General features: G+C 74.4%; 19 protein-coding genes. 14 read left to right on the top strand and 5 right to left on the bottom strand.

What is annotated here, in order from left to right; all coding sequences use genetic code 11:
* Window positions 1–16: 16 nt before the first annotated feature.
* Complete coding sequence (locus DQ240_RS02515; RefSeq protein ID WP_113838085.1) at window positions 17–895, top strand: DUF1524 domain-containing protein; 879 nt, start codon at window positions 17–19, stop codon at window positions 893–895.
* Between the two features lie 13 nt (window positions 896–908).
* Here DQ240_RS02515 and DQ240_RS02510 read toward each other — a convergent pair whose 3' ends face one another.
* Complete coding sequence (locus DQ240_RS02510; protein WP_113838084.1) at window positions 909–3239, bottom strand: hypothetical protein; 2331 nt, start codon at window positions 3237–3239, stop codon at window positions 909–911.
* Between the two features lie 327 nt (window positions 3240–3566).
* Here DQ240_RS02510 and ahcY point away from each other — a divergent pair, with 327 nt between their 5' ends.
* The 6 genes from ahcY (at window position 3567) to hpf (ending at window position 11011) form a co-directional block, all read left to right on the top strand.
* Window positions 3567–5063 (top strand): adenosylhomocysteinase, encoded by a 1497-nt coding sequence (gene ahcY, locus DQ240_RS02505; RefSeq protein ID WP_113838083.1) that lies wholly within the window; start codon window positions 3567–3569, stop codon window positions 5061–5063.
* Window positions 5064–5232: 169 nt separating this feature from the next.
* Window positions 5233–5940, top strand: coding sequence for an MtrAB system response regulator MtrA (gene mtrA / locus DQ240_RS02500; RefSeq protein WP_113838082.1), 708 nt, complete (start codon window positions 5233–5235; stop codon window positions 5938–5940).
* Between the two features lie 10 nt (window positions 5941–5950).
* Window positions 5951–7675, top strand: coding sequence for an MtrAB system histidine kinase MtrB (gene mtrB, locus DQ240_RS02495; protein ID WP_304548242.1), 1725 nt, complete (start codon window positions 5951–5953; stop codon window positions 7673–7675).
* A complete protein-coding gene (locus DQ240_RS02490; RefSeq protein ID WP_113838080.1) occupies window positions 7672–9390 on the top strand; it encodes an LpqB family beta-propeller domain-containing protein in 1719 nt (572 codons plus the stop codon). The genes mtrB and DQ240_RS02490 overlap by 4 nt, the downstream gene beginning before the upstream one ends.
* 63 nt (window positions 9391–9453) lie before the next feature.
* Window positions 9454–10218: a ComF family protein gene (locus tag DQ240_RS02485; protein WP_233498437.1), complete on the top strand. Its 765-nt coding sequence runs from the start codon at window positions 9454–9456 to the stop codon at window positions 10216–10218.
* A gap of 94 nt (window positions 10219–10312) precedes the next feature.
* Window positions 10313–11011 (top strand): ribosome hibernation-promoting factor, HPF/YfiA family, encoded by a 699-nt coding sequence (hpf, locus tag DQ240_RS02480; protein ID WP_113838079.1) that lies wholly within the window; start codon window positions 10313–10315, stop codon window positions 11009–11011.
* 51 nt (window positions 11012–11062) lie between these two features.
* Here the strand turns inward: hpf and DQ240_RS02475 are convergent, their stop codons facing one another.
* Entirely contained in the window at window positions 11063–11455 is a 393-nt protein-coding gene (locus DQ240_RS02475; protein ID WP_113838078.1) for a pyridoxamine 5'-phosphate oxidase family protein, read from the bottom strand.
* 59 nt (window positions 11456–11514) lie between these two features.
* Between DQ240_RS02475 and secA the strand changes: the two genes are divergently transcribed.
* The 3 genes from secA to DQ240_RS02460 all read left to right on the top strand — a co-directional run bounded on the left by secA (window position 11515) and on the right by DQ240_RS02460 (window position 17151).
* Complete coding sequence (gene secA / locus DQ240_RS02470; RefSeq protein ID WP_113838077.1) at window positions 11515–14550, top strand: preprotein translocase subunit SecA; 3036 nt, start codon at window positions 11515–11517, stop codon at window positions 14548–14550.
* A gap of 190 nt (window positions 14551–14740) precedes the next feature.
* Window positions 14741–16129 carry a hemolysin family protein gene (locus tag DQ240_RS02465; RefSeq protein WP_113838076.1) on the top strand — a complete coding sequence of 463 codons (1389 nt, stop codon included), beginning with the start codon at window positions 14741–14743 and terminating at the stop codon, window positions 16127–16129.
* Window positions 16126–17151, top strand: coding sequence for a hemolysin family protein (locus DQ240_RS02460; RefSeq protein WP_113838075.1), 1026 nt, complete (start codon window positions 16126–16128; stop codon window positions 17149–17151). The genes DQ240_RS02465 and DQ240_RS02460 overlap by 4 nt, the downstream gene beginning before the upstream one ends.
* A gap of 22 nt (window positions 17152–17173) precedes the next feature.
* Here DQ240_RS02460 and DQ240_RS02455 read toward each other — a convergent pair whose 3' ends face one another.
* The gene (locus tag DQ240_RS02455; protein WP_113838074.1) at window positions 17174–17719 is read right to left on the bottom strand and encodes an Rv3235 family protein; all 546 of its coding nucleotides are present in this window, start codon (window positions 17717–17719) and stop codon (window positions 17174–17176) included.
* Window positions 17716–18444 carry a LysM domain-containing protein gene (locus tag DQ240_RS02450; RefSeq protein WP_113838073.1) on the bottom strand — a complete coding sequence of 243 codons (729 nt, stop codon included), beginning with the start codon at window positions 18442–18444 and terminating at the stop codon, window positions 17716–17718. The genes DQ240_RS02455 and DQ240_RS02450 overlap by 4 nt, the downstream gene beginning before the upstream one ends.
* Window positions 18445–18528: 84 nt before the next feature.
* On the opposite strand from DQ240_RS02450, the gene DQ240_RS02445 reads away from it, so the two are divergent.
* On the top strand, window positions 18529–19095 hold the full coding sequence (locus tag DQ240_RS02445) for a hypothetical protein (RefSeq protein ID WP_113838072.1): 567 nt from the start codon (window positions 18529–18531) through the stop codon (window positions 19093–19095).
* Here the strand turns inward: DQ240_RS02445 and DQ240_RS02440 are convergent.
* Window positions 19092–19343, bottom strand: coding sequence for a helix-turn-helix domain-containing protein (locus tag DQ240_RS02440; protein ID WP_113838071.1), 252 nt, complete (start codon window positions 19341–19343; stop codon window positions 19092–19094). The genes DQ240_RS02445 and DQ240_RS02440 overlap by 4 nt on opposite strands.
* Before the next feature lie 195 nt (window positions 19344–19538).
* On the opposite strand from DQ240_RS02440, the gene DQ240_RS02435 reads away from it, so the two are divergent.
* The 3 genes from DQ240_RS02435 to DQ240_RS02425 all read left to right on the top strand — a co-directional run bounded on the left by DQ240_RS02435 (window position 19539) and on the right by DQ240_RS02425 (window position 23091).
* The gene (locus DQ240_RS02435; protein WP_233498436.1) at window positions 19539–20333 is read left to right on the top strand and encodes an SAF domain-containing protein; all 795 of its coding nucleotides are present in this window, start codon (window positions 19539–19541) and stop codon (window positions 20331–20333) included.
* Window positions 20333–21628: a chromosome partitioning protein gene (locus DQ240_RS02430; protein ID WP_113838070.1), complete on the top strand. Its 1296-nt coding sequence runs from the start codon at window positions 20333–20335 to the stop codon at window positions 21626–21628. Before DQ240_RS02435 ends, DQ240_RS02430 begins: the two co-directional genes overlap by 1 nt.
* 80 nt (window positions 21629–21708) lie before the next feature.
* Window positions 21709–23091: a wax ester/triacylglycerol synthase family O-acyltransferase gene (locus DQ240_RS02425; protein ID WP_113838069.1), complete on the top strand. Its 1383-nt coding sequence runs from the start codon at window positions 21709–21711 to the stop codon at window positions 23089–23091.
* The last annotated feature ends 54 nt before the right edge of the window (window positions 23092–23145 follow it).

Below are 23145 nucleotides of genomic sequence, written 5' to 3'. Positions count from 1 at the left end.
GACGTAGCGTCGGCCGGTGCGGCACCGACCTCCCCGCGCCCCGTGGGCCGCCGCCCTCGTGGCGCTGGCCCTGCTCGGCGGCTGCGAGACCACGTTCGGCAGCGACACCTCCGACACCGCCGACGCCGCGATCGCGGCCGCCCGACCCGACACCGCGCTCGCCGCCCTGGGGGAGCTCGACGTCCGCGGTCGGGCGCCGCGCACCGGCTACGACCGCGACCTGTTCGGAGCCGGCTGGGTCGACACCGACCGCAACGGCTGCGACACCCGCAACGACGTGCTGGCCCGCGACCTCACCGGCGAGACGTTCGAGCCCGGCACCCGGGACTGCGTCGTCGTCTCCGGGACCCTCGCCGACCCGTACTCCGGGACGACGATCGAGTTCACCCGAGGGCAGGACACCAGCGACGACGTGCAGATCGACCACGTCGTGGCGCTGTCGGACGCCTGGCAGAAGGGCGCACAGGGCTGGGACGACGCCACCCGCACCGCCTTCGCCAACGACCCGCTCAACCTGCTCGCCGTGGACGGCCCGCTCAACCAGCAGAAGAGCGACGCGGACGCGGCCACCTGGCTGCCGCCGAACCGCGGCTACCGCTGCGCCTACGTGGCGCGGCAGACGGCGGTGAAGCTCGACTACGGGCTCTGGGTGACCGCCGCGGAGCGCGACGCGATCGCCGGGGTGCTGGCCGGCTGCCCCGACGAGCCGCTGCCGGGCGCTCAGGTCCCGGTGCCGGCCCCGGAGCCCGCACCGGCACCGCAGCCGGACGCCCCGGTGACCTACGCCGACTGCGCCGCGGTGCGCGCGGCCGGGGCCGCCCCGATCCGCCGCGGCGATCCCGGCTGGAGCGATGCCTTCGACGGCGACGGCGACGGGATCGGCTGCGAGGGCTGACCGCCGGCCGGGGTCAGACCTCCGAGGAGTCCTCGACCGGGGTGGCCGCGCGTCGGCGCCGGACCGCGACCGTCTGCGCCGCGGCCAGCCCGACGACCGTCGCGACGGCCAGCGCCGCCAACGGGACGAAGCCCGGTGACCGGTAGGAGAGCACCAGCTCCCCGGACGCCCCCGCCGGCAGGTCGACCGCCACCAGGGTGCCGTCGAGCCGGGTGACGTCGATCGGCTGCCCGTCCAGCGTCGCCCGGTAGCCGGGGAACCACAGCCGGGCGAAGACGACCCGGCCCGGGGCGTCGTCGACCGTCACCTCGACGCACTCCCGGGAGTTCCGCTGCGGACACCTGCTCTCCGCCGCGACGGTGACCTCCGGCGAGACCGAGGAGAGCAGTCCCGGCAGCTCGTAGGGGTCCCGCTGGTACGCCGCGGTGTACTCGCCGGGCACCCGTTCCCAGCCGTCGTCCAGCAGCGGGCGCAGGGCGTCGTCCCGCGGACCCAGCGGCGCGACGACCTGGTCGACCCGCAGCAGCTCCAGCCAGGTCAGCCCGGTCTCCGGGTCCTCGGCGAGGAAGGACTGCGCAGCATCGGGCGGCATGTTGCCCTGGTCGTCGAAGGGCACGTGCTCGAGCAGGAAGCGGTGCGCCAGCGGGCTGTACCCGTTGACCGACCGGTCGCCGGCGATCAGGCCGGTCGAGGAGGGGTGGTACTCGGCGTAGAAGCCGTCGAGGAACTCCTGGGGGACCTCCTCCACCCCCTCGCCGGTCTCGCCGCCGTAGAGGAACTGCGGATGGGTGCCGTACCAGAGGGTGTAGTCCTCCCGGCTCAGGGTCTGGAAGTCCGACTGACTGGAGGGCAGCCCGCGGTCGGCTCCCCGGGCGTAGGGGTTGCCGTAGGCCGTCGCGGCCATGACGAGGACGGTGCCGGCGGCCGCGACCCAGCCGACCGTGCGGACGGTGGTGCCGGTGCCCGGCTCCGCCGACCGCAGCACGGCGCGGACCTCGCGGGGGCCGACCAGGGCCACCCCGAGCGCGGTCACGACGACGGTCAGGCCGACGATGCGGTGCAGCCCCGCCGGATCGGCCTGCCAGGCGTTGACCGCCAGCAGCGCGATGGCGGCGCCGAACACCAGGAGCCGGCGGCGGGTGACGGTGCGCGCGCCGTGCGCGACGAGCAGGGCCGCGGTCAGCAGGAGGAACAGGCCGCCGTACTGGAGGAAGCGCGTCGGGAACCGGAACACCAGGAGCCGCTCGGGGCCGAGGGCCGCCAGGGCGGTGACGGCCGCGAGCACCACGCTCGCCCCGAGCAGGGCGCGGACGCGCGGAGTGCACCGGGCCGCGTCGATCCGCCAGAAGCAGACGACCGGCAGCAGGAACCACGCGACGTAGTAGTGCGGCAGCGGCTGCAGTTCGTTCACGCCGCTGAAGAGGTTCAACCAGCCGTGGTACGAGGGGTCGGCGGCGTGCAGCAGCCCCTCCAGCGAGGCGACGTTGGCGTTCGACTCGTTGGAGATCGACGACTGGCGGGCCGCGAACCGGAAGGAGACGAACAGCGGGTACAGGCCGACCAGCGAGGTGAGCGCGCCGCCGCCGTACCAGGCCAGGATCCACCACGACGTCGCCCGCGGGTTGCCGGTGAGGAAGCGAGCGGCGACCAGCACGAGCACGGTGAGGCCGAGCAGCGGCACCGCCAGCGGCCAGCCGCTCTGGTAGCAGAGGTACGTGGCCACCAGCAGCACCCAGCCGTAGCGGGTGCGCCCGGTCAGGTGCATCGCGACGACGGCGGCCAGCGCGAGCACGAACCAGGAGAACGAGGTGACCGCCTCGTACCAGGCCGCGCCCCAGTAGATCGTGTAGGTCCCGAACCCGACGGAGACGGCGAAGGCCACCGTCCAGCCGGTGGTGAGGCCGATCAGCCGGCCCAGCCAGGCGGCGGCCGCGGTCAGGATCAGCACGTGGGTGAGCAGCTGCAGGAAGGAGCCCAGCGCCAGGTCGTCGAGGTTCCCGATCAGCACCCCGAACGCGAGGTCGAACGGGTTGAAGACGCCGTACTGGGCCTCGATCGCGTGCGCGCCGCTGTTGACGAGGTTCGTGCTCAGCCACGGCCACTCGCCGGACTGCAGGATCCGCCCGATGTCGATCAGCTTGGCGAGGCTGTCGGCCTGCCGGTCGTCGAGCCAGGCGAACCGGTGGTTGCGCAGGAAGAGCAGCGTGAAGAGCCCGGCCACGATCGCCGTCGACAGGAGGACCGCGGGCCAGGTCCGGCGCCGCGCGACCGTGCCCTCCGACGGTTCGGGCTCCGCGGGCGAGGGGACGTCGGACGCCGGTGGCCGACGGATCGCAGTGCCCATGCATCCTCTGCAGGTCGGAGGGTCGGCGCGTCGGCGGGAGGGGCCGGCCGACCCGGTCGTTCGCCGGGGGTCGCCGCGGGGAGCCGCGCCGTCGGGCAAGGTACCGCCCTCCCGGCTCCGGGGACAGTTCCCGACCGGTGGGTGGGAAGCGGCTGATCTCCCGGACCGACGGCCCGCGTCGCGTAGAGTGGCGCCCGGCACGAGCCCCGCCGAAGCCTCGGCATGCTCGCTCTCCCCGTCGTCGGGGATCGAAGCGACCCTGCATCCGACCGCCTCGCACCGCGAGGCCCGCCCCGGCCCGAGCGCCGGGCGACACCCTGGAGCGACATGACCGCCAGCACGGTTCCCAGCACCCTGACCACGCCCTCCGGCGAGGCCGACCACAAGGTCGCCGACCTCTCCCTCGCGCCGTTCGGCCGCAAGGAGATCCAGCTCGCCGAGCACGAGATGCCCGGCCTCATGGCGCTGCGCGCCGAGTACGGCGACGCCCAGCCCCTGGCCGGCGCGCGCATCGCCGGCTCGCTGCACATGACCGTGCAGACCGCCGTCCTCATCGAGACGCTGACCGCCCTCGGCGCCGAGGTCCGCTGGGTCAGCTGCAACATCTTCTCCACCCAGGACCACGCGGCCGCCGCGATCGTCGTCGGCGACGGCACCCCCGAGGCGCCCACCGGCGTCCCCGTCTTCGCCTGGAAGGGCGAGACGCTCCCCGAGTACTGGTGGTGCACCCAGCGCCTGTTCGAGTTCCGCGACTCCTCCGGCGAGATCGTCGGCCCGAACATGCTGCTCGACGACGGCGGCGACGCCACCCTGCTGATCCACCTGGGCACCCGCTTCGAGGCCGACGGCGTCGTCCCGGACACCACCGAGGCCGATTCCGAGGAGTACGGCGTCATCCTCGAGACGCTGCGCGGCACGCTCGCCGAGGACGGCGGCTACTGGACCCGCATCGGCCAGGGCATCGCGGGCGTCACCGAGGAGACGACGACCGGCGTCATGCGGCTCTACGAGCTCGCCCGCGACGGCCGCCTGCTCTTCCCGGCGATCAACGTCAACGACTCGGTCACCAAGAGCAAGTTCGACAACCTCTACGGCTGCCGGCACTCGCTGATCGACGGCATCAACCGCGCCACGGACGTCATGATCGGCGGCAAGGTCGCCGTCGTCTGCGGCTACGGCGACGTCGGCAAGGGCTGCGCGGAGTCACTGCGCGGCCAGGGTGCCCGGGTCATCGTCACCGAGATCGACCCGATCAACGCCCTCCAGGCCGCGATGCACGGCTACGAGGTGACCACGCTCGACGAGGTCATCGGCAAGGCCGACATCATCATCACGGCCACCGGCAACAAGGACATCATCACGGCCGAGCAGCTCGCCTCGACCAAGCACCAGGCGATCATCGGCAACATCGGGCACTTCGACAACGAGATCGACATGGCCGGTCTCGCCCGCACCCCCGGCGTCGAGCGCACGACCATCAAGCCGCAGGTCGACGAGTGGCGCTTCGCCGACGGTCACACGATCATCGTGCTCTCCGAGGGCCGGCTGCTGAACCTCGGCAACGCCACCGGGCACCCCAGCTTCGTCATGAGCGCCTCGTTCTCCAACCAGGTGCTCGCCCAGATCGAGCTGTGGAGCAACCGCGCGGCCTACGAGGGCCAGGAGCCCACGGTCACCGTGCTGCCGAAGAAGCTCGACGAGCACGTGGCGCGCCTGCACCTCGACGCCCTGGGCGTGAAGCTCACCGAGCTGACCAAGGTCCAGGCCGACTACATCGGCGTGCCGGTCGAGGGTCCCTACAAGAGCGACCACTACCGCTACTGACGAAGGACCCCCTCTCTCCCCACGCCACGCTCCGCGCGGCGCGGGACCCTGGGAGGGGGCCGACCGCGGGCCCTCCACGGGGTACCTGCGGTGCCGTTGGGACACCCGCCCGGTCGAAGAACCGGGCGGGTGTCGCCGTTATCGGGTCCGATCAGCGCAGAATGGGCCCGTGGCATCCACCGCACCCTCGACCGGGCCCAGTCGCGGCCGCGTCCTCGTCGTCGACGACGACGCCGCCCTCGCCGAGATGCTGGGCATCGTGCTCCGGCGCGAGGGCTACGAACCGGCCTTCGTGTCCGACGGCAACCGGGCGGTGGGGGTCTTCCAGCAGACCCGTCCCGACATCGTGCTGCTCGACCTGATGCTGCCCGGCCGCAACGGCCTGCAGATCTGCCAGGACATCCGCACGCAGTCCAGCGTGCCCATCGTCATGCTGACCGCCAAGGGCGACACCATCGACGTCGTCCAGGGGCTGGAGGCCGGCGCCGACGACTACGTCACCAAGCCGTTCAAGCCCGTCGAGCTCGTGGCCCGCGTCCGGGCCCAGCTGCGCCGGGGGGAGACCGGTCAGGCCGAGAACCTGACGATCGGCGACATCGCCATCGACGTCCCCGCCCACCAGGTCACCCGGGACGGCGCGCCGATCGCCCTCACCCCGCTGGAGTTCGACCTCCTCGTGGCGCTGGCCCGCAAGCCGCGCCAGGTGTTCACCCGCGAGCTGCTGCTCGAGCAGGTCTGGGGCTACCGGCACGCCGCCGACACCCGGCTGGTCAACGTCCACGTGCAGCGGCTGCGGGCCAAGATCGAGCGCGACCCGGAGCGGCCCGAGATCGTGCTGACGGTGCGCGGGGTGGGCTACAAGGCCGGTCCGCCGTGACGGCTGATCGGTGACTGCACGGCCCCTCCCGGCCGAGGTGACCACCCCGGCCGCCCCCGCACCGCCTCCGCCCTCGCCGCCGGTGCCGCCCGCTGCGCCGCAGCGGGGGCGCGGTGCGCAGCTGCGCCGGCGGCTCCAGGTGCGGGCGGCCCGCGCGCGTCGGGTGCTGCGCCGGCTGGCCGCCACCGTGGTGCACGCGTGGCGCTCCTCGCTGCACGTGCGGATCGGCGCCATCACGATGGCGGTGGCCGGCACGGTCGTGATCATCGTCAGCCTCGTCCTCTTCAGCCAGATCCGCGACCAGATCCTCTCGGTGAAGCGCCAGGCGGCCATCGACCAGGCGCAGGCCGGCGTGACCTACGCCCGCGACCAGGTGACCGGCATCGCCACCGGCGACGCCGCCAGCGTGCGGGCCACCCTCGACCGCACCGTCCAGCAGCTGCAGACCCGCGCGGGCTCCGCGGGCGACTTCGAGGTGGTCGTCGTCTACCGCGCCGGTGACCGGGAGATCTCCGCCGGTCGCCTCGGGGTCGTCCTGGGCCTGCCGGTCGAGCTGCGGGCCGGCGTGCACTCCGGCGGCCAGTTCTCCCAGTACGGCCTCGTCCCCGACGCCGACGGGGATCCGCGCCCCGCGCTGCTGATCGGCGCGCCGGTGACCGAGGACCCCACCGGGACCGAGCGGATCGAGCTCTATTACGCCTTCCCCCTCGACCAGGAGGAGGAGAGCCTGTCGCTGATCCGCAGCACCGTCGTCATCAGCGGGGTCGCGCTGACGCTCTTCGTCGTCGGCATCGGGGTGCTGGTGACCCGGCTGGTGGTGGACCCGGTACGCCGTGCGGCCGGGACCGCTCAGCGGCTGGCCGAGGGCGAGCTCGAGGAACGCATGGCGGTGCGCGGCGAGGACGACCTGGCCCGGCTGGCGACGAGCTTCAACGCGATGGCCGACAGCCTCCAGCGGCAGATCACCCAGCTCGAGGCGCTCTCCCAGCTCCAGCAGCGGTTCACCTCCGACGTCAGCCACGAGCTGCGCACCCCGCTGACGACCGTGCAGATGGCCGCGGAGGTGCTGCACGAGTCCCGGGAGGACTTCGCGCCCCACGTCGCCCGCTCCGCGGAGCTGCTGCACGAGGAGCTCGACCGGTTCGAGAGCCTGCTCACCGACCTGCTGGAGATCAGCCGGTACGACGCCGGCGCCGCGGTGCTCGACTGGGAGCCCACCGACGTCGGCGCTCTCGTCCACCGCGTGGTCGGCGACTTCTCGGCGCTGGCGGCGCGGCACGACAGCGAGCTGCGGGTCACCGGGCCCCAGCAGCCGGTCATCGCCGACGTCGACCCGCGGCGGGTGCAGCGCATCCTCCGCAACCTCGTCGGCAACGCGATCGAGCACGGGGCCGGCCGGCCGGTCGAGATCACCTGGGCGGCGAACCGGGCCGCCGTCGCCGTCACCGTCCGCGACTTCGGCGTGGGGCTCAGCCCGGCCGACGCCCAGCACGTCTTCGACCGGTTCTGGCGTGCGGACCCCTCCCGTGTCCGCACGGTCGGCGGGAGCGGCCTCGGCCTGTCCATCAGCCTGGAGGACGCGCGGCTGCACGGCGGCTGGCTGCAGGTGTGGGGCGCCCCGGGGCTGGGGGCGCAGTTCCGGCTGACGCTGCCGGTGACCTCGGGCGCGGAGCTGACCAGCTCGCCGCTGCCGCTGCGGCCGGCCATCGTCCGCCGGCCCGGGGGGCCCTCGTGAGGCGCCCGGCGTGGCTCGCCGTCGTCGTCGTCCTGCTGGCGCTGACCGGCTGCTCGACCGTGCCCAGCAGCTCCGCCACCGTGCAGATCACCCAGGAGCCGGACCGCTCGTCCGACGTCGAGGGCCTCGAGCCCCTGGGGCCGGACGAGGGCGCCAGCCCCGAGGAGATCGTCCGCGGGTTCATCGACGCCGCCGCGAGCACGGCCCGCCAGCACCCGGTGGCCCGCGACCACCTGACCCCCCGGGTGGCCGACTCCTGGTCCGACGACAGCGGCATCACGGTGATCGCCGCCGGCTACGCCACGGTGACCGAGCGGCCAGGACCCGAGGGCACCGCGACCGTGCGGGTGACGGCGGACCTGCTCGGCACCGTCACCCCCGGCGGGGTGCTCACCACCGGCGCCGGCAGCTACAACTACGAGTTCCGCCTGGAGCCGGTCTCCGGCGAGTGGCGGGTGGACAACCCGCCCGACGGGCTGCTCATGCAGGAGCCGGACTTCGAGCGGCTCTACGACCAGCGGGCCGTCTACTTCGTCGACCCCACGCTCCAGCGGGTGGTGCCCGATCCGCGCTACGTGATCCGCGGCGAGGCGCAGCCGACGGCGCTGGTCGACCGGCTGCTGGCCGGCCCCTCCTCGGCGCTGGCTCCCGGCGTGCAGAACTTCCTCGGCGAGGCGCGGCTGGTCGGCCGGGTCACCGTGTCCGGCCTGTCGGTCACCGTCGACCTCTCCGGGATCGACCAGCTCGCGCCGCCGGAGCTCTCCCTGCTCTCGGCGCAGCTGGTGTGGACCCTCTCCCAGCTGCCCGGCACGCCGTCGGTCGAGCTGCTCGCCGACGGGGAGCGGCTCTCCCTCGAGGGCGTGCCCGACGTGCAGACCGTCGAGGACTGGTCGCGGTTCGACCCGGAGGCCGCACCCGTCGGCGCCGTCGGGCACTACCTGGACGGCGGCGCGCTGCGCCTGGTCGACGGCGAACCGGCGCCGGGCCCGGCGGGGCAGGGGACCTACGGCCTGCAGTCCGCCGCCGTCTCGGCCGATCCGCGCACCGGCGAGCTGTCGGCGATGGTCGGCGTCACCACCAGGGACTTCCGGGCCAGTCTGCTGGTCGGCCCCTACGGCGGGGACCTCGCCGAGGTGCTGCCCGGCGGCACGTTCACCGTGCCCACCGTCGCGGCCACCCGGAACGAGTTCTGGACCGTCCGGGACGGCACCGCGGTCGTGCGGGTGCCGGCCGACGGGCAGCCGCAGCCGGTCAGCGCACCGGCACTCGACGACCTGGGCGGCGCCTCGGTGCTGCAGCTCTCCCCGGACGGGGTGCGCGCGGCGGTGATCGTCGGCCCCAACCAGCTGTTCGTCGGCACGGTCGTCCGGGCCGAGGGCGCGCCGGTGACCCTGCGGGACCTGCGGCCGGTCGCGCCCTCGCTGGCCGGCGTGGTCGACGTCGCCTGGAGCGCCTCGGACCGGCTGCTGGTCCTCGCCACCGGCGGGCCGCAGGAGGGCGTCGCCCCCTACTCGATGAGCGTGGACGGCTGGGGCCTGACCGCCGTCCCCACCGCCGGGCTGCCCAGCCAGCCGAGCTCGATCGCCGCCGCCCCGAGCCAGCAGCCGCTCGTCAGTGCCGGCGGGTCGATGTGGCAGCTGTCCGGCGGCACGTGGGTGACCCTGGTCCGCGGGCAGCAGCCGCGCACGGGGACCGAGCCCTTCTTCCCGGCCTAGCGCCCCGTCCACAGCCTCGGCCGGCGGCCCGGGCCATGCAGCACGGCGGGGGAGGGTGGGCGGGTGCGTGCCGTCGGGGAGCTGGTGCGCTCCACCGCGGCGGCGCTGGCCGACCTCGTGCTGCCCCGGATCTGCGCCGGCTGCGGCGTCCCGGGGCCGATGCTGTGCCGGCGCTGCGCGGGGGAGTTCGCCGTCCCGCACCTGGCGCAGCCCCGGCGGTTCCCGGCCGGCTTCCCGCCGACGGTCGCCGCCGCCGTCTACGCCGGGCCGGTCCGTCCGGCGGTCAACGCGTTCAAGGAGCACGGCCGCGCCGAGCTCGCCCGGCCGCTGGGCACGGCGTTGGCCCTGGCCGTGGTGGCGGTGCGGGCCGGCGTCCCCTCCGCGCGTACGGGCACGCCGGTGCTGCTCGTGCCGCTGCCCCCGACGCGGTCGGCGCTCCGTGCCCGGGGCCGCGACCACGTCGCCGAGCTGGCCCGCGTCGCCGTCGCCGAGCTCCGGGCGGCCGGCGTCCCCGCGGCGTCGGCCCGGCTGCTCCGGCGCACCGGCCGGGTCGCGGACTCGGCCGGCCTGTCGGTCGCCCAGCGACGGGCGAACCTGGCCGGCACGTTCGCCGTCCGGGCCGCCGCGCCCGTGCCGCCCGGCACCCTCGTCGTCCTGGTCGACGACGTCGTGACCAGCGGCGCCACGCTCACCGAGGCCGCCACCGGCCTGGCTTTGACACGCCGGGACGACACGCCGGTGCTCGCCGCGGTGGTGGCCGCGACGCCGCGCCGGGCCGCCCGGACGGGTCCCGCGGGGCCACCTGGGCGGACACCGTCGGCGGGCTGATCCGGGCCGTGGCCGTCCGCCCGCTCGACTGTCGGGACACCTGCCGGACGACTAGCGTTCAACCGGACACAGACCCGTACTACCGGGAGGTCTCATGGAGATCGTTGTCCGCGGCCGGAACGTCGAGGTGCCGGAGCACTACCGCCAGCACGTCGAGGACAAGGTCGGTTCGCTCGACCGCTTCGACGGCAAGCTGAAGATGCTCCGGATGGACGTCGAGCTGTTCCACGAGAAGAACCCACGACAGTCCGCGAGCTGTCAGCGCGTCGAGATCACGCTGCGGGGCAAGGGCCCCGTCGTCCGGGCTGAGGCCGCGGGGCCGGACTTCTACGCGGCGCTCGACCTGGCCTGCAGCAAGCTCGAGAACCGGCTCCGCCGGGCGGCCGACCGCCGCCGGGTGCACCACGGCCGGCGCACCCCCGAGAGCGTGCGGATCGCCGGCACCACCGCCGAGCCGCTCGCCCCCCTCGCCGCCGGACCGGCGGCCGACGTGCTCGAGTCCGGCTTCGACGGGGAACCCCTCGTCACCGACCTCGACGAGCACCTCCCCGGGCAGGTCGTCCGGGAGAAGCACCACCCGGCGACGCCGATGACCGTCGACCAGGCCCTCCACGAGATGGAGCTGGTCGGTCACGACTTCTTCCTCTTCCAGTGCGCCGACACCGGGCGGCCGACGGTCGTCTACCGCCGGCACGCCTACGACTACGGCCTGATCCGCCTGGTCGAGACGCCGCTGGACGGCGACGCCGCCCGCGTCCCCGCCTCCGCCGAGCCCGTGGCGGCGCCCGTCTGACCCCGGTCGGAGTCGCTCGGTGACAGGACCCGTCGCCGAGCGACTCCGACGTCAGGCGTTGCCCAGCACCCGGTCGACCGCGATCTCGATGACGACCCGCGCCGGGTTCTCCCGCGGCTGCTTGTAGCGGCGCGCGTACCGCTCCACCGCGTCGGCGACGGAGGCGGTGTCGTCCTTCACGACCGCCGTCCCCTCCAGGGTGAGCCAGCGGCGGCCGTCGACCTGGCAGACCGCCACCCGGGCCTGCCCGTCGCGGACGTGCCGGGCCTTGGCCGACGTCCCGGAGGTGATCACGCGGGCCGTGGCCGTGTCCGGGTCGAAGGTGACCCCGACCGGGACGACGTGCGGGGTGCCGTCCGCGCGGAGCGTCGTCAGTGTCGCCAGGTGCCGCTCCGTGAGGAAGGTGAGCGTGCCGGGGCCCAGGGTGCGCGGGTCTGCTGCCACCGGCGGAGGGTATGCGCGGAGGTCGTGGTGCTCGGAGGTGGGCCGCCTACTCTGGGTCCGTGGTGTTCTCGAGGATCCTCCGTGCCGGTGAGGGAAAGATCGTCCGTCGGCTGCACAAGATCGCCGATGCGGTCGAGTCGCTGGCCGACGACTACGTCGACCTGACCGATGCCGAGCTGCGGGCGAAGACCGACGAGTTCAAGGAGCGGTACGCCGACGGGGAGACCCTCGACGAGCTGCTCCCGGAGGCCTTCGCGGTCGTCCGGGAGGCGGCCACCCGCACCCTGGGCCAGCGGCACTTCCGCGTGCAGATCATGGGCGGCGCCGCGCTGCACCTGGGCAACATCGCCGAGATGCGCACCGGTGAGGGCAAGACGCTGACCGGCGTCCTCCCGGCCTACCTCAACGCGCTCACCGGCGAGGGCGTGCACGTCATCACCGTGAACGACTACCTGGCCAAGCGCGACGCCGAGTGGATGGGCCGGGTGCACCGCTTCCTCGGCCTGTCGGTGGGCACGATCCTGTCCGGTGAGCGGCCGGCGCACCGCCGCGAGCAGTACGCCTGCGACATCACCTACGGGACGAACAACGAGTTCGGCTTCGACTACCTGCGCGACAACATGGCCTGGAGCAAGGCCGACCTGGTCCAGCGCGGCCACCACTACGCGATCGTCGACGAGGTCGACTCGATCCTCATCGACGAGGCCCGCACCCCGCTGATCATCAGCGGCCCCGCCGAGTCGGCCGGCAAGTGGTACCAGGAGTTCGCGCGGATCGTGCCGCTGATGAAGCGGGACACCCACTACGAGGTGGAGGAGGCCAAGCGGACGGTCGCCGTCACCGAGGAGGGTGTCGAGTTCGTCGAGGACCAGCTCGGCATCGACAACCTGTACGAGGCGGTCAACTCCCCGCTGATCAGCTACCTGAACAACGCGCTGAAGGCCAAGGAGCTCTACCACCGCGACCAGCAGTACATCGTCAGCAACGGCGAGGTCCTGATCGTCGACGAGTTCACCGGCCGCGTGCTGTCGGGCCGCCGCTACAACGAGGGCATGCACCAGGCCATCGAGGCCAAGGAGAAGGTGCAGATCAAGGACGAGAACCAGACGCTCGCCACGATCACGCTGCAGAACTACTTCCGGCTCTACGAGAAGCTGTCGGGGATGACCGGCACCGCCCAGACCGAGGCGGCCGAGCTCTCCCAGACCTACAAGCTGGGCGTCGTCCCGATCCCGACGAACCGGCCGATGGTCCGCATCGACCGCTCCGACGTCATCTACAAGACGGAGAAGGCCAAGCTCGAGGCCGTCGTCGAGGACATCGCCGAGCGGCACGAGGCCGGCCAGCCGGTGCTCGTCGGCACCGCGAGCGTGGAGAAGTCCGAGCTGCTCTCGAAGTACCTGCTGCGCCGGCAGATCCCGCACGAGGTCCTCAACGCCAAGAACCACGCCCGGGAGGCGCACATCGTCGCGCAGGCCGGCCGGCTGGGCGCGGTCACCGTGGCCACCAACATGGCCGGCCGCGGCACCGACATCCAGCTCGGCGGCAGCCCCGACTTCATCGCCGACGAGGACCTGCGCGCCCGTGGTCTCACCCCGACGGAGACGCCGGAGGAGTACGAGGCCGCGTGGGACGACGCGCTGGCCGCGGCGAAGAAGCAGGTCGAGGAGGAGCACGAGCAGGTCACCGAGGCCGGTGGTCTGTACGTGCTCGGCACCGAGCGGCACGAGAGCCGGCGCATCGACAACCAGCTGCGCGGCCGCTCCGGCCGGCAGGGCGACCCGGGGGAGTCGCGGTTCTACCTCTCCCTCGGCGACGACCTGATGCGCCGCTTCAACGGCCCGATGCTCGAGTCGATGATGAACACGCTGCGCGTCCCCGACGACCAGCCGATCGAGTCGAAGATGGTCAGCCGGGCGATCCTGTCGGCGCAGACCCAGGTCGAGCAGCAGAACTTCGAGATCCGGAAGAACGTCCTCAAGTACGACGAGGTGCTCAACCGGCAGCGCACCGTCATCTACGACGAGCGGCGCAAGGTGCTCGACGGCGAGGACCTGCACGTCCAGGTCAAGGCGATGGTCGACGACGTCGTCGGCGCCTACGTCGACGGCGCCACCGAGACCGGCTACGCCGAGGACTGGGACCTCGAGCAGCTGTGGACCGGCCTCAAGGCGCTCTACCCGGTCGGCCTGGACCGCGACGAGCTGCTGGACCGGGTCGCCGACGGCGAGCAGGCAGCGCTGTCGCCCGAGACGCTCAAGCAGGAGCTGCTCGACGACGTGCACCGCGCGTACGAGGAGCGCGAGACCGCGCTGGGCTCCGAGGTCATGCGCGAGCTCGAGCGGCGGGTGCTGCTCAGCGTGCTGGACCGCAAGTGGCGCGAGCACCTGTACGAGATGGACTACCTGCGGGCCGGCATCCACCTGCGCGCGATGGCCAACCGCGACCCGGTCGTGGAGTACCAGCGCGAGGGCTTCGACATGTTCAACGCGATGCTCGACGGGATCAAGGAGGAGTCCGTCGGCTTCCTGTTCAACCTCGAGGTGAAGACCAAGGAGGAGCAGGAGGCCGAGGCCCAGGCCAAGCAGGCCGAAGCGGAGGCGAAGGCGCTCGCCGCCGCCCAGGAGGGCACCGCCCGCGTGCTGGCTCGCCAGCAGGCCGCCGCTGCCGCCGCGAACGGCAACGGCGCGGGCACCGCGCCCGCGGGGTCCCCGGGGAGCAGCGCTCCCGGCAAGTCGACCGCGACCACGCCGGCCAAGGCGGCTCCGGCCGCCCGCCGCTCGGGCGCCGGCGCCGGTCCGGGCAAGAAGACGTCGAAGCCGGTCGCGCGGACCGCTCCGGTGCCCGCCCCGGTCGAGGAGCCGACGACGTCGGGTACCGGTCCGCAGCTGGCCGTCAAGGGCCTGGACGAGCCGCGCCGGCAGGAGAACCTGACGTACTCGGCGCCCAGCCTCGACGCCTCGCCCAAGGAGGGCGGCGCGGCCAAGGCGGCCAAGACGGCGACGGTGAGCGGCTCCAAGGAGCCGGCCCGCAACGCGCCGTGCCCCTGCGGCTCGGGCAAGAAGTACAAGTTCTGCCACGGCGCGGCCCGGTAGCGAAGGACCCCCTCGCCCCCGCCGGCCCGTGTGCCGGCGGGGGCGCGGTCGTCTGCGTCACTGTCCGGAACCGCCGGACGACCTCGTCCGTTCGACCTCTCGACCGTGCACCCCCGTCGAAGAGAGTCATGAGCACCAGTCACAGACCCCAGGCCGCGTACCCGGAGCCCGATGAGGCGGTGCGCGGCCGGTGACGACAGTGCTCGCGCTGCTGGCGGGCGTGCTCGTGGTGGGCGCGATCACCGCGCTCACGGGCTACTTCGTGGCCCAGGAGTTCGCGTTCATGTCCGTGGACCGCTCGGCGCTGACCGCGCGCGCCGAGGCGGGGGACGCCGGTGCGCGCCGCGCGCTCCAGGTGACCCGGCGGACCTCGTTCATGCTCTCCGGCGCCCAGTTGGGGATCACGGTCACCGGGCTGCTGGTCGGCTACGTCGCCGAGCCGCTGATCGGTGAGTCCCTCGGCACGCTGCTGGGCGGCGTCGGCATCCCGACCGCCGTCGGCGTGGGCATCGGCGCCGTCCTCGCGCTGCTGTTCTCCACCGTCGTCCAGATGCTGTTCGGCGAGCTGTTCCCCAAGAACCTCGCGATCGCCCGGCCGCAGCCGGTCGCGGTGCGGCTGGCCGGCTCGACCGTGCTCTACCTGAAGCTGTTCGGCTGGCTGATCTGGGTGTTCGACCAGGCGTCGAACCTGCTGCTGCGGGTCCTGCGGATCGAGCCGGTGCACGACGTCGAGCACGCGGCGACCGCCCGGGACCTCGAGCACATCGTCGAGGACTCCCGCGAGAGCGGTGACCTGCCGGTCGAGCTGTCGATGATGCTCGACCGCATCCTCGACTTCCCCCGCCGCGACGTGGAGCACGCGATGATCCCGCGGGCCCGGGTCGACGTCGTGGAGGACGTCGACACCCTCGGGGAGGTGCGCGAGCGCATGGCCGCGGGCCACTCGCGCTACCCGGTGCTCGCCGAGGACACCCAGGACGTCGTCGGCGTGGTGCACCTGGCGGACCTGCTGTCGACCGACGAGCCGGACACCGCGCCGGTCACGGCCATCGCCCGCCCGGCGCTGGTGGTCTCGCACCTGACCGCGCTGCCCGACGTGCTGCGCCAGCTCGCCGACTCCCGCAACCAGCTGGCCTGCGTGGTCGACGAGTACGGCGGGTTCGCCGGCGTCATCACGCTGGAGGACCTCGCCGAGGAGCTGGTCGGGGAGATCACCGACGAGCACGACGAGGAGGTCAGTCCCGGCTACGTGCCGGTGGAGGGCGACGGAGTCTGGGAGATGGCCGGCGACGTGCACGTCGACGAGGTCGAGCGGGCGCTCGGCACGGACCTGCCGCGTGGTGACTACGAGACCGTGTCCGGCCTGGTGATCGCCGCGCACGGCGGCCTGCCCGAGGAGGGCACGACCATCGAGGTGGAACTGCCGCCCGACCCCGGTCTGCTGGCCGGTGGCGACGACGCGCCCCGCCACCTGCGCGTGGAGGTGCTCGCCGTCGAGCGGCACGTGCCCGCGCGGGTGCGGCTCACGCTGCCCGAGGTCGAGAGCGCGGCCGGGACCGTCGAGGAGGCCGCGCGATGAGCGACAGTCCCTGGGTCGTCGTCCCGGTGACGATCGGCATCGTGGCGCTGAGCGCCTTCTTCGTGGCCGTCGAGTTCGCCGCGCTGGCCGCCAAGCGGCACCGCCTGGAGGACGCCGCGGCGACCAGCCGCTCCGCGCGGGCGGCGCTGCGCAGCTCGGGGGAGCTGACGCTGCTGCTGGCCGGTGCGCAGCTGGGCATCACGGCGGCGACGCTGGCGCTGGGTGCGATCAGCAAGCCCGCCGTCCACCACTGGCTGACCCCGCTGTTCGAGTCGTGGGGGCTGCCGCTGGTGGCCGCCGACGTGCTGGGGTTCGTCCTCGCGCTGGTCGTGATCACCTTCATCCACCTCGTGGTGGGCGAGATGGCCCCGAAGTCGTGGGCGATCGCCCACCCCGAGCGGTCGGCCACCCTGCTGGCGCTGCCCATGCGCGGGTTCATGGCGGTGTTCCGGCCGCTGCTGCGCGGGCTCAACGAGCTGGCGAACCGGCTCGTCCGCAGGGTCGGGGTCGAACCCACGGACGAGATGGCCGTGGGCCACAGCCCGGACGCGCTCCGGTCGCTGGTCGAGCACTCGGCCAACGTCGGCGCGCTGGACGCGCGGTTCTCCGCGCAGATCTCCGGCGCGCTGGAGCTGGAGCACATGACGGTCCGTGAACTGCTCGGTGTGCAGTCGGTGCCCACCGGGGTCCCGGCCGGCGCGACGGTCGGCGACGTCCGCGCGCTCACCCGGCGCAGCGGTCACCTGCGGATCCTGCTGGGCACGGGTGCCGGCGAGCGGATCACCGGGGTGGTGCACGTCCGGGACACGCTGACCGCGCCGGACGAGGCGCCCGCGGCCTCGTTCGCCCGGCCCGTGTTCACCATCGACGCCGGCACCACCGTGCACGCCGCGCTCAAGGCGATGCGGGAGACCCGCAACCACCTGGCGCTCGTCACCGACGCCGGGTCGGTGAGCGGCGTGATCACCCTGGCCGACGTCCTGCGCAGGCTGTTCCCGCAGCAGGCGGTGGTAGCGGGCTGAGGGTCGGGCCGCAGATGGCCGCTCAGCCGATCTGCAGGGCGGTGCAGCGCCACCGGCCGTCGATCCCCTCGAGCCGGGCGGCCACCGCGTGCGCCCGGCCCGAGCGGCGGGCGACGGCGCTGATCTCGGCGACGCCGTCGACCGGCTCGCAGACGTGCACGGGGCCGAGCAGCACCGGCGCCGTCCCGCCCGCGCACCACGCGGGCCGGCGCCGAGCGGTGAGCGCCGCGTAGAGGTTCGGTGCGGTCAGGCGCTGCACCTGCGAGAGCGGGCGGAGCCCCGCCAGGCCCTCCAGCGCCAGCGTGAGCAGCCGCCGCCCGGTCAGGGCCGGATCGGGGAGGTCACCGCGCGCCGACCAGGTCGGCCCGAAGTCCGGCGCCCGCCGGTGTGCCTCGCGGGGGCGCGGTCCGGGGCGGTACCGCGGCCGGGGCGGTGCCATCCCGTGCCGCACCAGCGGGGTGGGCGGCTCCTCGCAGAGCGGGGGCTGTGGTGTCGGGACGACGGTCAGGCGGAACGTCCGGAGCGGCGCGACGGGGGGAGCGGGCGCGGCGGACGGTGGCGCGGTCATGCGGGGTTCTCGCTCTCGGGAGGCGGGGCGGGGGTGACCGGTGCGCGCAGCACCTGGCCGGGAAGCAACAGGTCGGGATCGGGCCCGATGACGTCGGCGTTGGCGGCCCACCACGCCTCGACCGCCCGCGCGACCTCGGTGGCGTGCGGCTCGGCGCCGGTGCGTGCGCGGAGGTCGGCCGCGGCGATGTCCCACAGGCAGTCGCCGGGGAGGACGACGTGCTCGCCGGCCGGCCAGGCGGGCACCGGTGCGGGAGAGGGTGCCGCGGGCGGGGCCTCGGCGGGTGCGGGTGCGGGGCCGGCCGGCCAGTCGGGCACGGGGAGGCTCTGGGGCAGCGACTGGACCGCGGCCGCCGGCTGGGCCGCGGGGGAGCAGGCGGTCAGGGTCGGCGTGACGACGACGAGCCCCACCCCGAGGGCGACGGCCGCCGCGCGGCGCACGCCGGCGGGGAGGACGAGGCGGCCGACTCCACGGGCGAGGCCGCCGACGATCCCCGGGATCGCGGAGAGTGCGGTGAGGACGAGGCCCAGGGCGCCCCACCCCCAGGCGAGCCAGGCCAGCTGCGCGGCGAGCCCGGCGACGAGGCGATCGGGACCGGCGGTGTCGACGAACGCCTGCGGGTCGGCGAGGACGCCCGGACCCGGCAGATCCGCGCTCAGCGCCGCCAGCAGCGCCGCGACGACCGCCATCGCGGCGGTCGTGCCGGCCAGACGTCGTAGCGACATCGCCCCTCCTCGTATCGGTTCGAGTACTAGAGCAAGCAAACGTCACCAAACGCAAGGCATGTGTACAGAGGTACGCTCCGCCCCGTGCGGTGGCAGCGGTTGTTCGCCGACCTGCAGGCGGAGCTGGACGCCGGCGAGGTCGCGGCCGAGCGGGCGGAGGACGCCTCGCGGGCGCGGCTGGAGTCCGGCGCGGTCCGGCTGGCGGACCGCATCGGCGGCGCGACCGGGCGCCAGCTCACGGTGCGCTGCCGGGGTGCCGGGGACCTGCGCGGGGTCCTGCTCGAGTGCGGCCCCGGCTGGCTGCTGATGACCGAGGCCGGCGGGCGCGAGGTGCTCGTCGCGCTGCCGGCCGTGCGCACGGTGGCGGGGCTCGACCGCACGACCGCGGTCCCCGACGAGCGGGAGGTCGCCCGGCGGCTGGACCTGCGGTGGGCGTTGCGTGGTCTGGCCCGCGACCGTGCAGCGGTCCAGGTACTGCTCGACGACGGCGGGGCGTGCACCGGCACGGTGGACCGCGTGGGTGCGGACTACCTGGAGCTCGCCGAGCACCCGGCCGGTGAGCCGCGGCGGGGAGCGGCGGTGCAGGGGGTCCGCGCGATCGCGCTCGACGCGGTCGCCGCGGTGCGACGACTCGCCCCCGGGTGGGACTAGGCGCCCTCGACGCCCGCCGCCGAGTCCCCGGTCTCCGGCTCCAGCTCGGGCACGTTCCCGGCACGGGCCTCGGCGTAGCGCTGCTGGATGAACCGCTCCAGCTCGTCGACCTCGACCCGCCACTGACCGCGCCCGCCGATCTGGATGGCGATGAGTTCCTTGCGCCGGACGAGCGCGTACACCTGCCGCCAGGAGACGTTCAGGATCTCCGCCACGTCGGCGAGCGTCAGGAAGCGCGGTGTGGGCATCGGCGGTCTCTCATCCGGGGGTCGGCGTCAGTCTGTCAGCCTCCCGGTGGCTGCGGCCGCACCGTCCACACCCGAACGTGTGGACAACCCGTGCACGAGCACGTGTTCGTCGCGCATCATCTGCGTCCGACCGTCGGATCCCGGCGGCTGAGCAGCGGCGGGACGCCCCGCCGACCGTGGACGGAGGCGACGCCGGTGACCGACGTCCGGACGGCTCCTCCACCGGCTGCGCCGGGTCCGGCGGGTCCGCCGCCGACCGTGCGGATGCGCGGCCCGGTGCCCCGCCGGGTCCGGCCGCCGCGATGGCTGGACCTGCGGCTGGTCCTCGGCGTGCTGCTCGTCCTGGTGGCGGTGCTGCTCGGTGCCCGGGTGGTGGGCGCCGCGGACACCACCGTGCCGGTGTGGGCGGCCTCGGCCGACCTGGCCGCCGGGACCGTGCTCTCCGACGGTGATCTGGTCGCCGTCGACGTCCGGCTCGAGGACGCCGCGGGGCGGTACCTGTCCACCAGCACCCGGCCGGAGGGGCGCACCCTGTCGCGGGCCGTCGGCGACGGCGAGCTGCTGCCGGTGTCGGTGCTCGAGGACGTCCCGGAGCTGGTTCAGCTGGCCCTGCCGGTGCAGGCCGGCTTCGTGCCGCCCGGGCTGGCCCGCGGGCAGGTCGTCGACGTGTACGCGGTCGCCGACGCCGCAGCAGGCGCGACCGGGACGGCCGACGGTGCGGTCACGCCGGTCGTCGTGGGTGCTCCGGTGCAGGCGGTGTCGGGGCGGAGCGACGGCGTGCTGTCGAGCGCGGCGACGACGGTGCAGGTGGTCGTGTCGGTGGCCGCCGGAGACGCCGACGACGTCCTGGCCGCGATCGGCGGCCGGCCGCTGGTCGTGGTCGTCCACGACTCGGTGGACTCCGCGGCGCCGCCGTCGGGGACGGTGCCCTCGAGCGGGCCGAGGCCCTCCGCCGTCCCGTCCACGACGCCCGCGGGGCCGACCGGCTGATGGCGCTCCAGGTCTTCACCGCGGTCACCGGCGCCGCCTGGGAGTCGGCTCTCGTGGGGGCGCTCGACCGCGCCGACCACGGCGTGACCGTCGTCCGGCGGTGCGTCGACGTGGGCGACCTGCTCGCCGCTGCCGCGACGGGGACCGGGCAGGCGGCGCTCCTGTCGGCCGACCTGCGCCGGCTGGACGGCGACGCGGTGGCCCGGCTGGCCGCCGCGGGGGTGGCGGTCGTCGGCCTGGTGGAACCCGGGGACGAGCGGGCCGCCGGACGCATGCAGGCGTGGGGCGTGCGGCGGGTGCTCCCGGCCGACGCCGGCCCGGAGGAGATCGCCCGGGCGCTGCGGGAGGCGGTGGCGGGTGGCCCGCCGAGCGGGCACGACGTGGCGGACCCGCGGGCGGCCCTGCCCGGGTCGCCGCCGGTCGAGTCGGTCGGGGAGCGCACCGACGGCGCCGGCACCGTGGTCGCCGTCTGGGGCCCGACCGGGGCGCCGGGGCGGACCACCGTGGCGGTCGGATTGGCCGACGAGGCGGCTCGCCTGGGAGTCGAGGCCCTGCTCGTCGACGCCGACGTGTACGGCGGCGTGGTGGCCCAGGTGCTCGGGCTGCTCGACGAGTCACCCGGACTGGCGGCAGCCGCGCGGCGTGCGGCGGCGGGGACCCTGGACGAGACGGCCCTGCGGCAACTGGCCTGGGAGATCAGGCCGGGTCTGGGCGTGCTGACCGGTCTCGCACGCGCCGACCGCTGGCCCGAGCTGCGGCCCTCGGCGGTGGTGCAGGTGCTCGAGGAGGCGCGCCGGCTTGCCGCGCTGACCGTCGTGGACTGCGGCTTCAGTCTCGAGGAGGACGAGGAGCTGTCGTTCGACACGGCCGCGCCCCGGCGGAACGGCGCCACCCTGGCGGTCCTCGAGGCCGCGGACGTGGTGCTGTGCGTCGGCGGCGCCGATCCGGTGGCGTTGCAGCGGTGCATCCGGGCGCTGGGCGACCTGCGGGACGTCCTCCCCGGGGTCGAGCCGCTCGTCGTGGTCAACCAGGTGCGCCGGGGCCCGGTTCCCGGCGATCCGCAGCGCGAGATCGGAGAGGCCCTGCAACGCTTCGCCGGGCGCGAGGTCGACTGCTTCCTGCCGGCCGACCGTCGGGCAGCCGACGCCGCGCTGGCCTCGGGCCGCACGCTCGCCGAGGTCGCCCCGACGTCGCCGTTGCGGGAGGGGCTCCGGGCGCTGGCCGCGCAGTTGGCCGGCGTCCCCGCCGGTGCGTCCCGCCGGACCCGGTGGTCGCTCGGCCGGACCGCCGGGTGAGCCCGCCCTGTGGGCAGCAGGATGCGTGCAGGGCCGGTGCCGCCGGTGCGTAGCGTGGGCGCCGGACCGAGGGGGAGCTGATGCTGGAGCGGCTGACGACGATCGACGCGTCGTTCCTCTACCTGGAGGAGTCCGACGCCCCGATGCACGTCGCCGGGGTCCTGCTGCTCGAGCCACCGGCCGGGGGACTGGACGCGATCGCCGCGCTGGTCGAGGCCCGGCTCCCGCTCGTGCCCCGGTACCGGCAGCGCGTGCTGGAGGTCCCCGGTCGTCTCGCCGACCCGGTGTGGGCCGACGACCCCGACTTCGACGTGAGCTACCACGTCCGGCAGTCGGCGCTGCCCCGGCCGGGCACCGAGAGCCAGCTGCTGGACCTGGTCTCCCGGCTGACCTCTCGACCGCTGGACCGACGGCGGCCGCTGTGGGAGCTCTACCTCGTCGAGGGACTGGCCGACGGGCGGGTCGCGGTCATCACCAAGACGCACCCGGCCCTGGTCGACGGGTTGGGCGCGGTGGACATCGCGCAGGTGCTGCTCGACCCCTCGCCGGATGCCACGGCGCCGGAGATCGAGCCGTGGCACCCGCGCCGGCTGCCCAGCGGCGCCGAGCTGCTGCGTGCCGCCATGGCCGAGTACGTCCAACGGCCCTCGGCGGCCGTGGAGAGTCTCGGCGGTGCGGTCACCGATGTGCGGGCCACGATGGCGCGCCTCGGTGGCGCGGCCTCCGGGTTCGTCCGGGCCGCGCGGTCGGCGGTGTTCTCCGCACCGCACAGTCCGCTGAACGCCGCCCGTGGCCGGCAGCGCCGGGTCGCGGTCGCGCGGGCGGACCTCGACGACCTCAAGGCGGTGCGGCGGGCCCACGGCGGCACGGTGAACGACGTCCTGCTCACCGTGGTGACCGGTGCGCTGCGCGACTGGCTGCTGTCCCGCGGGGCGGCGGTGGTCGCGTCGACGTCGGTGCGGGCCCTCGTGCCGGTCTCGGTGCAGGGCGACGAGCAGGAGGCTCCCGGAAACCGGGTCGCCAGCTACCTGGTGGACCTGCCCGTCGGGGAGGCCAACCCGCGGGTCCGGCTGGCCAGGCTGAGCTACGCGATGCGTGGGGTCGCGCGGTCGGGCCGCTCGGTGGGCGCCGACACGCTGATCGCGCTGACCGGCTTCGCCCCGCCGACGCTGCACGCGCTCGGTGCCCGCGCCGCCCGCGGACTGTCGCGCCGCATGTTCAACCTGGTCATCACCAACGTGCCCGGTCCGCAGGTGCCGCTCTACGCGGCCGGCGCGCGGATGCTCGAGGTCTTCCCTGTCGTACCCCTGGTCCGCGGTCAGGGGCTGTCCATCGGCATGACCAGTTACGACGGCCGGGTGTACGTCTGCCTGAACGCCGACCGGGACACCGTCGGTGACGTCGATCTGCTCGCCGACCTCATCGAGCAGGAGATGGCCGAGCTGGTCGAGGCCTCCGCCTGAGGCGGCCGGACCGCCGCCCGCGGAGGGCGTCCGGCCGGCCGGGATACCGTCGGC

Origin of the sequence: Blastococcus sp. TF02A-26, assembly GCF_003319125.1 — a bacterium.
Lineage (GTDB): Bacteria > Actinomycetota > Actinomycetes > Mycobacteriales > Geodermatophilaceae > Trujillonella.
This window is presented reverse-complemented; position numbering and strand designations above follow the sequence as displayed.